This is a genomic window from Methanospirillum hungatei JF-1 (genome assembly GCF_000013445.1).
Taxonomy (GTDB): domain Archaea; phylum Halobacteriota; class Methanomicrobia; order Methanomicrobiales; family Methanospirillaceae; genus Methanospirillum; species Methanospirillum hungatei.
The window spans coordinates 2,853,387-2,867,091 of the sequence record NC_007796.1 but is presented as its reverse complement, the minus strand read 5'-3'; the positions used below and the strand labels follow the sequence as shown (position 1 = coordinate 2,867,091).

Annotated in this window: 20 protein-coding genes; 3 read left to right on the top strand and 17 right to left on the bottom strand. The window is 49.4% G+C overall.

Annotated features, from left to right (window positions below; all coding sequences use genetic code 11):
• Positions 1–4: 4 nt before the first annotated feature.
• Complete coding sequence (locus tag MHUN_RS13530; protein WP_011449548.1) at positions 5–655, bottom strand: transglutaminase-like domain-containing protein; 651 nt, start codon at positions 653–655, stop codon at positions 5–7.
• Between the two features lie 154 nt (positions 656–809).
• Between MHUN_RS13530 and MHUN_RS13525 the strand changes: the two genes are divergently transcribed.
• On the top strand, positions 810–2,186 hold the full coding sequence (locus tag MHUN_RS13525) for a nicotinate phosphoribosyltransferase (RefSeq protein ID WP_011449547.1): 1,377 nt from the start codon (positions 810–812) through the stop codon (positions 2,184–2,186).
• A gap of 17 nt (positions 2,187–2,203) precedes the next feature.
• On the opposite strand, the gene MHUN_RS13520 is transcribed toward MHUN_RS13525, so the two are convergent.
• From MHUN_RS13520 to MHUN_RS13455, 14 genes are read right to left on the bottom strand one after another with little or no spacing between them, the layout of a single operon-like run.
• Entirely contained in the window at positions 2,204–2,608 is a 405-nt protein-coding gene (locus MHUN_RS13520) for a 4Fe-4S dicluster domain-containing protein (RefSeq protein ID WP_011449546.1), read from the bottom strand.
• Positions 2,605–3,636, bottom strand: coding sequence for a respiratory chain complex I subunit 1 family protein (locus tag MHUN_RS13515; protein ID WP_011449545.1), 1,032 nt, complete (start codon positions 3,634–3,636; stop codon positions 2,605–2,607). The genes MHUN_RS13520 and MHUN_RS13515 overlap by 4 nt, the downstream gene beginning before the upstream one ends.
• Positions 3,633–4,862, bottom strand: coding sequence for a nickel-dependent hydrogenase large subunit (locus tag MHUN_RS13510; protein ID WP_011449544.1), 1,230 nt, complete (start codon positions 4,860–4,862; stop codon positions 3,633–3,635). Before MHUN_RS13510 ends, MHUN_RS13515 begins: the two co-directional genes overlap by 4 nt.
• The gene (locus MHUN_RS13505) at positions 4,859–5,491 is read right to left on the bottom strand and encodes an NADH-quinone oxidoreductase subunit C (RefSeq protein ID WP_011449543.1); all 633 of its coding nucleotides are present in this window, start codon (positions 5,489–5,491) and stop codon (positions 4,859–4,861) included. The genes MHUN_RS13510 and MHUN_RS13505 overlap by 4 nt, the downstream gene beginning before the upstream one ends.
• Positions 5,488–5,925 carry an NADH-quinone oxidoreductase subunit B family protein gene (locus tag MHUN_RS13500; RefSeq protein WP_011449542.1) on the bottom strand — a complete coding sequence of 146 codons (438 nt, stop codon included), beginning with the start codon at positions 5,923–5,925 and terminating at the stop codon, positions 5,488–5,490. Before MHUN_RS13500 ends, MHUN_RS13505 begins: the two co-directional genes overlap by 4 nt.
• Positions 5,922–6,269: a hypothetical protein gene (locus tag MHUN_RS13495; protein WP_011449541.1), complete on the bottom strand. Its 348-nt coding sequence runs from the start codon at positions 6,267–6,269 to the stop codon at positions 5,922–5,924. The genes MHUN_RS13500 and MHUN_RS13495 overlap by 4 nt, the downstream gene beginning before the upstream one ends.
• Positions 6,270–7,838, bottom strand: a complete 1,569-nt coding sequence (locus tag MHUN_RS13490) for a proton-conducting transporter membrane subunit (RefSeq protein ID WP_011449540.1) — start codon at positions 7,836–7,838, stop codon at positions 6,270–6,272.
• A 3-nt stretch (positions 7,839–7,841) separates the two neighbouring features.
• Positions 7,842–8,186: a sodium:proton antiporter gene (locus MHUN_RS13485; protein WP_011449539.1), complete on the bottom strand. Its 345-nt coding sequence runs from the start codon at positions 8,184–8,186 to the stop codon at positions 7,842–7,844.
• Positions 8,183–8,662 (bottom strand): Na(+)/H(+) antiporter subunit B, encoded by a 480-nt coding sequence (locus MHUN_RS13480; protein WP_011449538.1) that lies wholly within the window; start codon positions 8,660–8,662, stop codon positions 8,183–8,185. Before MHUN_RS13480 ends, MHUN_RS13485 begins: the two co-directional genes overlap by 4 nt.
• Entirely contained in the window at positions 8,655–8,942 is a 288-nt protein-coding gene (gene mbhE, locus MHUN_RS13475) for a hydrogen gas-evolving membrane-bound hydrogenase subunit E (protein ID WP_239441533.1), read from the bottom strand. The genes MHUN_RS13480 and mbhE overlap by 8 nt, the downstream gene beginning before the upstream one ends.
• Positions 8,939–9,184 (bottom strand): Na(+)/H(+) antiporter subunit B, encoded by a 246-nt coding sequence (locus MHUN_RS13470; protein WP_011449536.1) that lies wholly within the window; start codon positions 9,182–9,184, stop codon positions 8,939–8,941. Before MHUN_RS13470 ends, mbhE begins: the two co-directional genes overlap by 4 nt.
• Positions 9,181–9,537, bottom strand: coding sequence for a monovalent cation/H(+) antiporter subunit G (gene mnhG, locus MHUN_RS13465; RefSeq protein ID WP_011449535.1), 357 nt, complete (start codon positions 9,535–9,537; stop codon positions 9,181–9,183). Before mnhG ends, MHUN_RS13470 begins: the two co-directional genes overlap by 4 nt.
• Positions 9,537–9,794 carry a cation:proton antiporter gene (locus tag MHUN_RS13460; RefSeq protein WP_011449534.1) on the bottom strand — a complete coding sequence of 86 codons (258 nt, stop codon included), beginning with the start codon at positions 9,792–9,794 and terminating at the stop codon, positions 9,537–9,539. The genes mnhG and MHUN_RS13460 overlap by 1 nt, the downstream gene beginning before the upstream one ends.
• The gene (locus MHUN_RS13455) at positions 9,791–10,318 is read right to left on the bottom strand and encodes a Na+/H+ antiporter subunit E (RefSeq protein WP_011449533.1); all 528 of its coding nucleotides are present in this window, start codon (positions 10,316–10,318) and stop codon (positions 9,791–9,793) included. The genes MHUN_RS13460 and MHUN_RS13455 overlap by 4 nt, the downstream gene beginning before the upstream one ends.
• Before the next feature lie 217 nt (positions 10,319–10,535).
• Here MHUN_RS13455 and MHUN_RS13450 point away from each other — a divergent pair, with 217 nt between their 5' ends.
• Together MHUN_RS13450 and hisH are read left to right on the top strand one after the other, a co-directional pair.
• Positions 10,536–11,936 carry a phosphoadenosine phosphosulfate reductase family protein gene (locus MHUN_RS13450; protein WP_011449532.1) on the top strand — a complete coding sequence of 467 codons (1,401 nt, stop codon included), beginning with the start codon at positions 10,536–10,538 and terminating at the stop codon, positions 11,934–11,936.
• A complete protein-coding gene (gene hisH / locus MHUN_RS13445; protein WP_011449531.1) occupies positions 11,933–12,538 on the top strand; it encodes an imidazole glycerol phosphate synthase subunit HisH in 606 nt (201 codons plus the stop codon). Before MHUN_RS13450 ends, hisH begins: the two co-directional genes overlap by 4 nt.
• A 3-nt stretch (positions 12,539–12,541) precedes the next feature.
• Here hisH and MHUN_RS13440 read toward each other — a convergent pair whose 3' ends face one another.
• Together MHUN_RS13440 and MHUN_RS13435 are read right to left on the bottom strand one after the other, a co-directional pair.
• Positions 12,542–12,910 (bottom strand): response regulator, encoded by a 369-nt coding sequence (locus MHUN_RS13440; protein WP_011449530.1) that lies wholly within the window; start codon positions 12,908–12,910, stop codon positions 12,542–12,544.
• A 112-nt stretch (positions 12,911–13,022) separates the two neighbouring features.
• Positions 13,023–13,700, bottom strand: a complete 678-nt coding sequence (locus MHUN_RS13435; RefSeq protein ID WP_011449529.1) for a 2,5-diamino-6-(ribosylamino)-4(3H)-pyrimidinone 5'-phosphate reductase — start codon at positions 13,698–13,700, stop codon at positions 13,023–13,025.
• Positions 13,701–13,705 lie beyond the last annotated feature (5 nt).

Here is a 13,705-nt window from a genome sequence, read left to right as displayed (position 1 = left end):
AGAATCAGGTAGAACAGATAGATATTCCTTGCATTCTGACCTGATTGACTGGTGGAAATCTGATGCTCCCGGAATTTTCAATAAACTCTGAAACACCGGGCGAGAGATCAATCAGATGGGTAATCTCCTGCCAGGGTTCCGGATAGACATGCTGATCCAGCCATTCCCCGTCATATGATGGTTCATATGCAATTTTTTCCATGTCAAGTGAGAAATCTGCAGATACTCCCGGTTTATTACCCCTGGGATCAAGTCGGATCCACTTGTCCAGTTGTTCGAGGTATACTGCAGCAAGACCATGGAGCACCCAGCTCCCATCCTCACGTCGCACCCGTTGATAACACAGACCGGCAGGGATCCCAAGTGCCCTGCATAAGGCAACAAACAGGTGAGACTTCCCAAAACAAAGTCCGTGTCCGGCGGTCAGGACATCGGTCGCATTCCACATCAGATCTTTGTGTCCGGCATCAACTGAATGAGTTATTGAATCCCGTACCCATGTGTACAGGGTTCTGGTCCGTTCAATGTCATCAGTTTCAGAGCTGGTTAATGTGCGTGCCAAAGTCCGTATCTCTGCATTTGTGCAGTTGATCACTCCTGAACAGGATAGATAAGGAGTGATAGATGCGGGAGGTATGAGTGGGGGGAGGTGCATCTTGTATCACCAAGCTGATCATCTCAAGTGCTTATCGCATCAATATTTCGATCTGTCAGTTTTCTGTTTCTCTGCACAGATCCCGTCAGAATCAGACTAATGGTCTATTTTATTGAGAGATGACATACCTGATACCAGAAAGGTATATGAATATATGAGTAATCTGAAATCTCCAATCCTAACCGATTTGTATGAACTGACCATGATGTATGTCTGGTTTTTATCGGGCACCATAAATAATCAGTCTTGCTTTGATCTTTTTTTCAGATCCTGTCCATTTCAGGGTGAATACATTATAGCGGCCGGAATAGACGATGCGCTCTTATTTCTTCGGGATGCCCGGTTTTCAAAGGAAGATATTGCGTATATCCGGTCTCTTCATATCTTTGATGACGCCTTTCTTGCCTGGCTATCAGACTGGAGATTTGACGGTTCAGTCCATGCAGTCGATGAAGGGACGGTTGTTTTTCCTGGCGGGCCGGTGTTCAGGGTACGCGGCCCCTTGGGTTCCTGTCAGCTGGTCGAGACCGCTCTATTAAACTGTATTAATTTTTCTTCGCTCATCGCAACGAAAGCGGCACGGATCTGCATGATTGCCGGGTTTGACGCGGTCATGGAATTTGGGGCAAGAAGAGCCCAGGGGCCGGACGGAGCACTGTCTGCTTCACGTGCTGCATACATCGGTGGATGCATGGGGACATCTAATATGGAAGCGGGGAAGATGTTTGGCATCCCGGTGAAAGGAACCCATGCCCATTCCTATGTCATGTCATATCCTTCTGAACTTGAATCATTCAGACGGTATGCAGAGGTTTTTCCTAACGCCACAATCCTGCTCGTCGATACCTATGATACGATCAGAAGCGGGATGGTTCATGCTATAAAGGTGGGTCACGAGATGAAAAAACAGGGGAATACCCTGGCGGGTGTCCGACTTGACAGCGGTGATCTGCTCTCTCTCTCAAAAGAGGCACGGAGGATGCTTGATGAGGCAGGGCTTTTTGAGACAAAGATAGTCGCATCTGGAGATCTTGATGAGTATAGCATTTACGCACTAAAAGAGCAGGGAGCACCGATCGATATCTACGGGGTCGGGACCAGGCTTGTCACCGGTCATGAGTCACCTGCCATTGCCGGCGTATATAAAATGTCAGCAATAGAGCACACAACCGGCACCTATGAGATGCGGATGAAGGTAACTGATCACACTGACAAGACCTCGCTTCCTGGTATCAAGCAGGTATACCGCTCATTTGATACTCAGGGTATGATGGCCGGTGACTGTATCGAACTAGAGTCTGCCGGATTTGATACTCCTGGTTCTGTCCCCCTGCTAACCCCGGCTTTATATGGTGGCGCCATTGTCCGGCCGGAACGTGCACTACCTGATATCAGAAAGTATGTTATTGCTTCGGTGCAGTCGATACCGGCTGACGTGGTCAGACTAATGCATCCATCCAGATATCCGGTATCTATCGGTCCTGCCCTTACTGAAACCAGGAAAAAAATGATGCATGAGTTATCCGGTTGATATCGGATCTCCTCATATTATTCTACAATCATATCTTCGTTAAACCGGTCTTCAGTCGCTAAAAGGAAGTCTGAAGACATGTGCAGGCAGTCTTTTGGACAGATGTCATTACACTGGCTGCAGAAGACACACTGGGTTACCCAGATCCTGATTCTCTTGGTATCAGGTATAAACTCAATCGCATTTGCCGGACAAACCCTGATACACATTTTACACCCGATACAGGTGTTCCGGTCATAGAGGATCTTCCCCCGGTATTTAACTGGTGTTGGAATCGGTGGATGTATTGTTGCCTTTTCTGCAGCGACGGACTCCAGAAATCCGGTGATTGTCGGGGGGAGATTTTTTGCCGGGAAGAAGTTGGTCGCCGGCTTTTTCAGGATCTGGCGAAGCACCATCGGAACTGAGGGGAGTTTAATCATGATAAGCACCCCCCGAAGAGGAAGCTCCCGTCAAGGATGATGAGAAACATCCCGATGAGTCCGATGGTCGTGAGCCATCCCCAGTACAGGGATACCACGGTATTGATCCTGAACCGTGCCATAACAACCCGGACGAGTGATACGGAGAAAAACATCACCACTATCACCTTCAGGAGGAAGAAAAGCAAATCTACCCCGGCTCCCATGATTCCAGACAATCCGAGAACCGGAGAGAGGTTCCACGGGAAGAAAAGGAGTACGGCAAGTCCTGCCATCGCCACCAGTTTTGCCGCCATGGAGAGGGAAAAGAGTGCAAGGTTTCGTCCCGAGTATTCGACCAGAAGCCCACCGCAGAGTTCAGTCTCTGCTTCAGGAGTATCACAGGGGATCCGGGAGAGTTCGGCAGGGGTGACCCATGCAAGCACGATAAGCAGGAGGATACAGCCAATGATCCCCGCAGGTCCGACTTCCGTCCATATGGGATGTGCTGCGATCGTGTTCACAGAGAATGGCATGACCAGTCCTGCAACGGCAAGTCTCCAGGCAATTGCGACAATAGCAATCGCAAGCGGGAACTCATAGGCGATCATGGTCACCATCTCACGCTGGGCACCAACACTTGCATACGGAGATCCTGATGCAAATCCACCGGCAACCATGGCAAGGGCGGGAACAGTCAACAGATACATGATCAGGATGAGATCTCCATACTCTCCAATTATCGGCAGGGGTGTCCCGACCGGGAGAATGCTGCCCAGGGGAAGGTAAAAGAGCACCGTCACCGCTGATGCAAATGCAACGATGGGAGCTGCATTAAAAAGTGACGGGATTGCATTTGCGGGCACGACTGAATCTTTGCAGAGGAGTTTTCTGATATCGGTGAAGGGCTGGGTCAGGGGAGGTCCCTGCCGCATCTGCATCCGTGCAGCACAGATACGATCAATACCCATGAGGAACAGACCGGCGATGATACCAAAAAGGGTGATAAGGACAGCGCCCACACCTGTGGCGAGAAGTTCTCCGATCATGACTGAAGCCTCCGTGTCTTCTCAACAGACAATCGGTGGAGATGCTCTTTTGTCATGATACCGGCATTCCCATCCTGCCCGACAACAGCCACCCGGTCGGTGCATGACATGCAGGGATCGATGGATGCAACAATGATCGGGATGTCAGCAATCTGTTCTCCCTGAAGTATCTCCACCCATGCCATCTGGTTTGAGTAGGTGGATGCCTTGACCTTCCACATCTCGGGAGCTTCCTGCTTTCCATTCATCCTGACATAGTGCATATCTTCACCACGGGGAGCTTCAACCCTGGCAAATGCCTCGCCGGATGCCTTCTTCAGATTCATGAGCAACTTTGCATACTTCTCTTCAGCAAGAACTGGACCTTCAGGCATCTGTTTCATGCATTGTCTGATGATGTCAATCGACTGTTTTATCTCAAAGATACGGACGATGATCCGGTCATAGACATCCCCGTTACCTTCGCTGTTATACACATCAGGAAGCACGATGTCAAAATCAAGGTCGCCATATGCTGCATAGGGAGAATCAATCCTGACATCCATGGCAAGTCCTGATGCCCGTGAGGTGGGTCCCACGGTTGCAAGCTCCAATGCCCGGCGTTTTGTCAGGATTCCGGTATCTTTGCACCGCATGGCAATGGTCTTGTCGTTGAGGAAGAGATTGACCATCTTTTCAAGGAGTCCTTCATAGTACTGGAGTGCCTGTTCCAGACGGGGGAACATATCTGCGGTAATGTCCCGGCGGGTTCCGCCAAGCATCATGATGCCGTAATTGACCCGGTTCCCGGTTATATACTCAATCACATCGACTGACTCTTCCCGTATCTGCCAGGCAAGGTAGAAGAGGGTATCAAATCCGAGTTCATGGGCTGCGACTCCTGCCCAGAGGATGTGAGACTGTATCCGCTCAAATTCTGCAATAATGGTCCGGACATAATATGCCCGGTCAGGAACCTCAATATCTGCGATCTGCTCAACCGCCTGTGCAAAGACAAGTGCATGGTGAACTCCACAAATACCGCATATCCGGTCACAGAGATGCAGGATTTGAACCGGGTTTCTCCGCATCCCCATCCATTCAATCCCCCGGTGTGCCCGTCCGGGTGCAAAGTCAACCTTTTCAATAACCTCCCCATTCATCTGAAAGGTGAAATTTATTGGTTCTTTTAATGCCGGGTGTATAGGCCCGATGGGAAGTTCATAGGGTGCTTTTTTCTGACTCATTCTGCTGCACCTCCTGATGGAGCCTCTTTGGCAGGTTCTGGTTCCTTCTTCTCAACCGGTTCAGGTTCTGCTACCGGGGGGACCGGCCGGTCGGTGGGGCGATCAACCTTCCAGAGTTCCTTTACCATGGACGGGGGAATGCCCTTCTCATCCTTTCTCCAGGGGTATATCTCCTCAGGGAAGTCGTCAGGCAGAAAGATACGCCGTGAGTCCGGAATGCCATCTACCGTCACACCGATCATATCCTGCTTCTCACGCTCTGAATAGACAGCACCGGGAATGAGGCCTGATATTGTTGGCACATGGGGATCTGATTTTGGGACCTGGACGGTGAACACCACACAGATCTCCTCGTGTTTTCCACCAAAGAAGACCTGAAGATGGTAGAGAAGGTCAATCATGTCACCATTATCTGATGCTGCGATAACCCCGAGATGCGGATAATCTATGGAGATGAGCTCTGCAACCGCATCATTGAGGTCCTCACGGGAAACCGTCATCCACACGGTCTTTTGGGGGAGTTTTTTTACTCCTTCACGCCGCTCCTTTACCTGGATATTACTCACCCGGCTGCCGAATTTCCGGATAAACCGATCTGCCAGTTCCTGTGGTGTCATGGTTGCTCTCATGAACTCACCTCCTTTTCTAGTCGTTCAAGTTTTGCAATCGCCTGCACCACACCATATATTATTGCTTCGGGCCGGGGTGCACAGCCTGGAACATACACATCCACCGGAATCACCTGGTCGATTGGTCCGTCAAGATTATAGGAGTCATAAAACACTCCTCCGGACTGACCACAGGTTCCCACACACATGACCACCTTCGGAGCAGCCATCTGCTCATATACCCGTTTTACCCGGTCTCTCATCTGGTGGGTGACCGGACCGGTGACAAGCAGAACATCTGCATGCCGTGGTGATCCGACAAGTTTGATTCCAAACCGTTCAGGGTCATACCGGGGGCAGAGTGCTGCGACGATCTCGATATCACATCCGTTACAGGACCCTGAATTCACATGAAATACCCAGAGCGACCGGTTAAATGATGGAGAGAGTTTCATTTCAGGATCACCACCACGATGAGGACAAGAGCAGTAACAAACAGGTATGCCAGGAAGTAATCTGAAAGATTACCGGTATGGAAAGGTTTAACAAATTTATAGTATCCTGCCAGGGCATCGGTATATCCCCAGTACAGGTTCCCGGCCCGTATATGTACCGCCTCTTTTTCAGGTTCTGCATTTCCCGAGAGGAATGGAGCCGTTGCTCCAGGGCTGGTGTCATAGGTCTTCTCACCCCGTGACCAGATTATCCAGCCGATGATGAAGGCAATAACAAAGGCAATCACCCAGAATACGGCATTCCAAGCACCAAAACCGGTGGAAAGCGTGAATGATTCGATCATTTATACACCTCCGAGAACTGAGGCAATGTATCCGTTATAATCCACAAGGGCGGATGCTGCCGGGGCAACCAGAGTGTCGACAACCTGCTGGGGGAAGATCCCAAAGAGGATGACCAGAATAGCCAGTATTCCCATGGCAATGAGCATTGGTTTTGGTGCTTCCTCAACATCCTGGTATTCAGGGAGTTTTGGTCCCATGAACATGGAATGGAAGACCTTGACGAACGAAGCCAGGGTCAGGATACTGACGACCATCGCGATGACGGCAAGGAGGGGGTTAAAAAGGAATGTCGATTCATAGATGAGCAGTTTGGATGCAAATCCGTTGAATGGGGGAATCCCCGCGATTGCCAGCGCTCCGATCATGAAAAAGATCATGGTCCATTTCATGTTGTGGCCAAGCCCGCCGAGTTGGTTGAGGTTTCGTGTTCCACACCGGTACATGATGACCCCGGCGGTCAGGAACAGGAGACCTTTGTACAGGGCATGATTCATGATATGAAAGAGCCCTCCTTTCAGTGCCATCATACCGACACTCTGGGAAAGGCAGGTGCTGGAAAGAGCAGCAAGCCCTACCCCGACACCAAGCAGCATGTATCCGGTCTGGGAGACGGCGTGGTATGCCATCAGCCTTTTTACATCCTTTTGCGGGATTGCCATCGTGACACCGACGAACATCGAGAGCACTCCAAGGATGATGATGACCCATCCGACGGTCAGAGGGTTTATCTGACCACCGTAGAGGGTGAAACAGACTCTGAAGAGAGCATAGAGGCTTGCCTGTGATGAGACGACCAGGAATGCCGTGATTGCGGACGGTGCCATTGCATAACTGTCCGGTGTCCAGAAGTGCATCGGAACCGCTCCACACTTCATGGCAAGGGCAGTAAAGAACAGGACAAATGCGATTATATCAAGTCCGGTCATCTGCATCCGGTCTGCAATAACCGCCATATTCAGGGAGTTATACTGGGCAAAGAGTAGGCCGACCCCCACCAGAAAGAGCATGCCCCCAAGGGTTGAGAGTGCTGCATATTTCAGTCCGGCTTCAGCGGCAACTCCCTTATCTATCCGGTATGCAACAAGAGCAGCACCGGCAAGGGAACTGATCTCAAGGAAGACAAAGAAGTTGAAGAGGTCGCCGGTTGTTATCATTCCGTATACACCGGCAATGAGAAGCAGGAGGAGGGTAAAGAACCCGTCCTTCCCTGATAACTTCTCCATGCTGGAGAGGGAGTAGAGGGTGATACAAAAGCTTACAATTGCGGCGATTATGAGCATGAAGGCGTTCATCGGGTCTATCGTAAAGATGATCCTGATGGGGATGCCTCCGGAATCCGGCGGGATAACATGAGATATCGCATCAACTCCGAATGCATACACAATCGTCCCGCTCTCTAAAACCCGTGATGCAACCAGAAGGCCACAGAGCGATGAAAGAGCGGCAATGAGCAGTATCCAGGCATTTCGGACAGAATCGCCTGCTCTTGAAAGAAACGGGGTTAAAAATGCTCCCAGCAGAGGGATTGCGATGAGAAGTCCTGGCAGATTATCAAGTAGTATATCCATGTTCTACCCCTGGAGTTTTGAGACTTCACGGACGTCGGTTGTCCGATAATACCGGTAAATTATCATCACCATGGAGAGCAGCAGGGCAAGGGTTGCAACACCGATGACAATGCTCGTCAGTGTCAGGGCCTGGACCGTGGGCATGACCATGGCAAGGGACGGTGCACCGGTAAAGATGGGTGCAATACTGTCCCACCGGTACCCGAGAGCGATAAGGAAGAGGTTTACTCCTGATTCAATGAGTGATATTCCCATGATAATTTTAATGAGGTCCTTTTTCAGAAGGAGAGTATACAGGCCGAGCAGGATGGTTATTGCAACGACCAGAAATGGAAGATTATCTATCATTCTCCCTCCTCATGTGATCGAATTCCGCTTGTCATATACAAAATGATGATGCTGAGACCCCCGAGTACTTCAATCCCAACGGCTACATTCATGATGGGAATCGTCCCCGCGGTATTCAGAAAACCGGGATTTATCCCAAAGTTTACTGTCTGGCCAAAGAGACCTCCGGTTCCGTTTAAGAAGTTCATGAAAAAGAGATACCCGAGTGGTATAGCGGCGAGAGCAGTCCCGATAAAGAGGACAAGACCCGACATCTCACAGTTCTGAAATGTTCTCTTCTGGAACCACCCCAGAAAGTCATCCAGTTTATAGGCTACTATCAACAGGATAAATCCGGTTGCGATAACAGCACCACCCTGGAATCCTCCGCCTGGTGTTAAATGACCGTGAAGCACGATGTAAAAACCAAACACCGTGATAAATAAGAACATCACATCCGCCGTTGTCCGGATGATTTTACTCAGACTATTACTCATATTCGTAATCCTCTCCTTTTTTCCGAAGTCTAAAAAGGACCGAGACTCCAAAGACTGCGGTAAACAGGACACATGCCTCACCAAGGGTATCAAAGGCACGGAAATCGAACACAATAGATGTTACAATGTTATTTGCTCCGGTCTGTTCCTGACCATGGGCGATAAAGTAATCATCCATGTCTGAGATCGCAGGGTCTCCGAAGGGTATTGATAATGCAGCAAACAGGAGACTGCCTGCCAGAACCACAAGAGTAAACCATGCCACCTTGGTTCTCATCATGTCACCTCCTGGTCATGGGTGGCCCTGATAGCAATGAGATATATTGCAGTAGAGATTCCGGCTCCAACCGCTGCCTCGGCAATGGCCACATCAGGAGCCTGGAGGATATAAAATTCAATCGAGAGGAGAAAACTGAAGGCTGCAAAGGTGACTGCGGCGGCAACGAGATTTTTCTGCCAAACTATCAGTGCTGCAGTAATGAGGATCCCAATTAAGATCAAAATGTGAATAATTTCTATCACAGGCCTGCCTCCGTCAGTTTATCAACAATAGCCGGGTCTGGTTTCTGTCCGCTCCGGTGTGCTGCTCGGGCGATTGCATGAGATCCTGCGGCGTTCGTTATTGCAAGAGCGAAGACTGCAATGATGGTATGGGTGATGACCATGAGGTACTGGGAATCGCTGGTTCCCAGATATTGGGATATTGCAAACACGACCACCCCAAGGCAGAGGAAGATACTTCCAAAGGTTGTCGCTTTTGTGGAAGCATGAAGCCGTGTGTACACATCCGGGAACCTAAGAAGCCCTAATACTCCCAGGGCATTGAATAAGAGGCCGATGATCAGAAAGATAAAAATAATTGTATCTGCAACCATCAGAGCTCACCACCGATATGTTTTGCGATGTAGAGGGTGGAGACAAAGGAGAGTAAGGCGTAGACGATGGCAACATCGATGAAGATGTACTGCTGATACACCACTCCGAGGAGAATCATAACCGCCACCGTGAGCGTGTTAATAGTATCCACCGCAACCACCCGGTCCGGGTTTGTCGGGCCAAGGATCAGTCTTACCAGGGCACCAAAGATGATCACTGCCGTAACCAGAGCAGCAATCATAAAGATATCTGTCATTCAGCAATCCTCCGGATCCAGGCTGGAATATTCATGTATGAAAAGATCTCTCTCGCCTCAAATGCCTCTTTTTTCTCATCACCTTCGTTCAGATGAATAATATGAATGAAGAGATCATGGTTCTTTTCATCGACATCAACACTTAGCGTTCCTGGTGTGAGTGTAATAGAATGGGCAAGCATCGTTATTGCCAGATCAGATTTCATCCCTGAATGGAGCCTGATAATCCCTGGCCTGACATTTCCGGTAATAACCCGGTATGCAACATCCAGATTTGCCTTGGTCAGTTCCACAAGGAAGGGACCACAGATGTATATCAGGATGCTGATGAGCCGTACCGGATGTAACATCCGGTAATTCTCACTCCTGCAGAAGATCTTCCGAGCGATAACACCGGTCACAAGTCCGATGATGACACCTGCAATAATTTCCTCCCATGACCAGAAGAGAACAGAGCCGGAACCAAAAACCAACACCAGATAAAACAGAAAAGCCACAAAGGCAGTAACGATAAACGGGATCATTGTATCACCTGTACCCGGTCATCATAATGGCATACCCATGCCAAACCCTCTCGATATGTCATGATAGATCGTGATCAACTGAGGTGGTTATCCGCATCATATAATATTTTTTATTCGATCAGCTTTTTTATTTTATTGAAAAAAGGCATTTTCTGATGTTTGAAGGAATGGTCCGTACAAACCAGTATGTAGGGTTAGATCATACAATTGGGGAGATATGGGTGGATTATACCACGGCAGAATTCTCCTTCACTGGTGTGATTCGTGTCATACGCCGGTTCTTGCTGAGCATTGTGCATGCGGGGCAGCTACCAGAGCAGTCCCGGTAACTCCTCCTGGTGATGCACGACCCGCATTTCCCGAAGATATTGCCTTTGTAAATTCGATATATGAAGAACAGTTTGGAATGTCGATCATTCCGGAAGGCCAGATCGCACTTATGAATAAAGTTCCGGATCATGACCGGATGGAAGAGATAATCGTAGGTGGAGCGATAGTAGGGGCTATCCGATATCTTCCCGGAGAACGTCGCTGGGAGGCTCTTCCCCGTCCTGATGCGGCGTTGATTGCTCAACCAAAAAAGCGGTTTATGGTTATTGATGAAGGGGCGCTTTCTTCTATCAGGGAAGGCAGAAGTCTGCTGGCTCCCGGTCTTATCTCCTGTGACTCCTCGATCAGAGAGGGGGATGAGGTCTTTATAATGACCCCGTCTGGTATCTGTGCCGGTGTTGGCAGGGCACGGGTGGATGCTGAAGAAGCAAATCGGATGGAGCGGGGACAGGTGGTGAAGACAAGAAAAAATATCCCCTCCGTTTATACACCCGGTGAGGCAACCTGGGATGATGTCGTACAGGCAAATGCTGACGTGCTCAAAAAAGTTGAAGCAGCATCTGGAAAATTCATCGCGGACAGCATCGGCCCGTATGAGCATCTCCCTATGTCTGTCTCATATTCGGGTGGGAAAGACAGTCTTGCAACATTACTTGTCGTGATGAACACCTATCGCAAGATGCCAATTCTCTATATCGATACCGGCCTTGAGTTTCCATCAACCGAAGAGAATGTCTGCGATGTGCAGGACCGATATGGGCTTGAGTGCGTTAGGATCGAATCTATCAATGAGTTCTGGCGGGACTTTGAAGTCTCCGGTCCTCCGTCCAGGGATAACCGGTGGTGTTGCCGAACCTCCAAACTGGAGCCCCTGCGCCAGTACATCGTCAAAACCTATGGTGAGGATGGTGAGATAGTATCTTTCATTGGTCAACGCAAGTATGAGTCCTTTTCACGGATGAAAAACCCCAGGGTCTGGAGGAACTCCTATGTGAATAATCAGATATGTCTAGCCCCGATACATACGTGGACGGCTCTCCATGTATGGCTGTATATCTTCCGGGAGAAGGCTCCTTTTAATGAGATGTACCGGCATGGGGTTGACCGGATGGGGTGTTATATGTGCCCTGCCAGCGACCTTGGAGTACTGGAGAAGATTCAGGCTACTCATCCCGAACTCTGGGAGGAATGGGAGCAGGCAGTATCATTGTGGATGAATAGGAAGGGTATATCACAATCCTGGTTTGAGAGTGGGCAATGGAGAACTCAGGGAGATAAGGCAATATGAATTCCATTGTTATCGTCGATTATGGTCTTGGAAATATGCGCAGTGTCAGCAAGGCGGTTCAAAAGGCCGGAGCAGAGGTTCTTATCTCGCATGACCTTGAGGAGATTCGTTCCGCAGATGGGATCATCCTCCCCGGCGTCGGTGCCTTTCATGAAGGGATGACCCAGCTTGCAGACCTGTCGCAGGCTTTAATTGAATCCGAAGGCCATGTTCCGATCCTTGGGATATGCCTTGGTATGCAGATGATGATGGAGTTCTCTGAAGAGCACGGATTACATCAGGGTCTTGGCCTTATCCCCGGCACAGTACGGCGTTTTTCTGACATGCCCGGGTATAAGATCCCCCACATGGGATGGAACCAGATAACTATTGAAAAGCAGGATGATCCTCTCTTTGAGGGTATTCCAAATCATTCGTATGTATATTTTGTCCATTCCTACTGGGCAGATACTCCGGCTGAATATTGCATTACATCAACTGATTATATCAATACATTTGCTTCATCAATACGAAACGGGACCGCAGTGGGAGTTCAATTTCATCCGGAAAAAAGCGGGGAATGCGGCCTTGCAATACTTCGGAATTTTATCGGGCTGGTATGACCTTCATCCCTGTAATGCCATCTCGATGGTGGCACGAAGCTGGTTATCGGTAAAGGGTTTTACAATATACCCTCTGGGTTTTGTTTTTTTTGCCCGTTCCATAATGTCTGCATCAAGTATGGAGCTGATATATACAATGGGGATTTTGAATTTCTCTATGATCTCGGATGCAGCATCAATTCCATCCATCTCACCGGGAAGATTGATATCCATCAGGACAAGAGCGGGATGAATCTCACCGATCCTGATGAGAGCCTGCGTACTATCTTCGGCAGTTCCCGCGACATGGTATCCCATTTCAGTCAGTCGCCATGATATGAGATCTGCAATAACCGGGTTATCTTCGACGATAAAGATTGTTTGATCAGACACTACAACCTCGTGAACGTCACATCTCAGATATTATAAGGTATCGCATTTGCACAGCATTGCCATTCGCCTGTGTAATGAATGCGGTGTAGCCTCTTATCATGTATTTTCTCCACTATTTTCTAACTTTCCAGTGGATCAATACCCCTTCTTCCATGGGGATGACGTCCATCCGTTCAAGAACCGGAAAATCTGATTCTAATACATATCCGGTCCCATCGGCAAGGGTTGGGGCATCCTTTCCGCCAATAATGATATTCCCGACAAACATTGTCAGTTCATCAACCAGACCTGCGGACAGCATTCCCCAGATGAGCGTCCCTCCCCCTTCCACCATCAGCCGCTTTATCCCCTTTTCTGCTAGTTTCGTGAGAAGAACGGGTAAATCAACGGTCACTTCTCCAGCCTGAATGATTTCTGCGTGGTTTTTCAGGGCAGAAATATTCTCCTCTGGTGCTGCGAGTGACACGGCAATGATCCGAAGGCCAGGGCCTTTGTGCAGGATTTTCGCATCCGGCGGTGTCCGTGCCTGGCTGTCGACAACGATCCGAACCGGGTGCTCTGGTTTTCCATTTCTGACCCGTTCAGCAATACGGTCGGCAGACTTGATGGTGAGTGAAGGATCATCGGCAAGAACGGTTCCAATCCCGACCATTATCGCATCACAGCCGGCTTTTATCTCATCCACCCGGTCAAAATCCTCTTTTCCTGATATCTTCACCTGCCTGCGTTCCCTGGTGGAGAGTTTCCCGTCTGCACTGACGGCCACATTGACGATCACATATGGGCGCATGAACT

What these genes read in the sequence shown, in the direction of transcription:
- MHUN_RS13515 (WP_011449545.1), bottom strand. Translation starts at nt 3,636, where the DNA reads ATGATCGGAGAACTTCTCGCCACAGGTGTGGGCGCTGTCCTTATCACC.
- MHUN_RS13435 (WP_011449529.1), bottom strand. Translation starts at nt 13,700, where the DNA reads ATGCGCCCATATGTGATCGTCAATGTGGCCGTCAGTGCAGACGGGAAA.
- MHUN_RS13500 (WP_011449542.1), bottom strand. Translation starts at nt 5,925, where the DNA reads ATGAAACTCTCTCCATCATTTAACCGGTCGCTCTGGGTATTTCATGTG.
- MHUN_RS13455 (WP_011449533.1), bottom strand. Translation starts at nt 10,318, where the DNA reads ATGATCCCGTTTATCGTTACTGCCTTTGTGGCTTTTCTGTTTTATCTG.
- MHUN_RS13525 (WP_011449547.1), top strand. Translation starts at nt 810, where the DNA reads ATGAGTAATCTGAAATCTCCAATCCTAACCGATTTGTATGAACTGACC.
- MHUN_RS13510 (WP_011449544.1), bottom strand. Translation starts at nt 4,862, where the DNA reads ATGAGTCAGAAAAAAGCACCCTATGAACTTCCCATCGGGCCTATACAC.
- MHUN_RS13460 (WP_011449534.1), bottom strand. Translation starts at nt 9,794, where the DNA reads ATGACAGATATCTTTATGATTGCTGCTCTGGTTACGGCAGTGATCATC.
- MHUN_RS13485 (WP_011449539.1), bottom strand. Translation starts at nt 8,186, where the DNA reads ATGATAGATAATCTTCCATTTCTGGTCGTTGCAATAACCATCCTGCTC.
- MHUN_RS13530 (WP_011449548.1), bottom strand. Translation starts at nt 655, where the DNA reads ATGCACCTCCCCCCACTCATACCTCCCGCATCTATCACTCCTTATCTA.
- mnhG (WP_011449535.1), bottom strand. Translation starts at nt 9,537, where the DNA reads ATGGTTGCAGATACAATTATTTTTATCTTTCTGATCATCGGCCTCTTA.
- MHUN_RS13495 (WP_011449541.1), bottom strand. Translation starts at nt 6,269, where the DNA reads ATGATCGAATCATTCACGCTTTCCACCGGTTTTGGTGCTTGGAATGCC.
- MHUN_RS13505 (WP_011449543.1), bottom strand. Translation starts at nt 5,491, where the DNA reads ATGAGAGCAACCATGACACCACAGGAACTGGCAGATCGGTTTATCCGG.
- MHUN_RS13450 (WP_011449532.1), top strand. Translation starts at nt 10,536, where the DNA reads ATGGGTGGATTATACCACGGCAGAATTCTCCTTCACTGGTGTGATTCG.
- MHUN_RS13480 (WP_011449538.1), bottom strand. Translation starts at nt 8,662, where the DNA reads ATGAGTAATAGTCTGAGTAAAATCATCCGGACAACGGCGGATGTGATG.
- mbhE (WP_239441533.1), bottom strand. Translation starts at nt 8,942, where the DNA reads ATGATGAGAACCAAGGTGGCATGGTTTACTCTTGTGGTTCTGGCAGGC.
- MHUN_RS13520 (WP_011449546.1), bottom strand. Translation starts at nt 2,608, where the DNA reads ATGATTAAACTCCCCTCAGTTCCGATGGTGCTTCGCCAGATCCTGAAA.
- MHUN_RS13490 (WP_011449540.1), bottom strand. Translation starts at nt 7,838, where the DNA reads ATGGATATACTACTTGATAATCTGCCAGGACTTCTCATCGCAATCCCT.
- hisH (WP_011449531.1), top strand. Translation starts at nt 11,933, where the DNA reads ATGAATTCCATTGTTATCGTCGATTATGGTCTTGGAAATATGCGCAGT.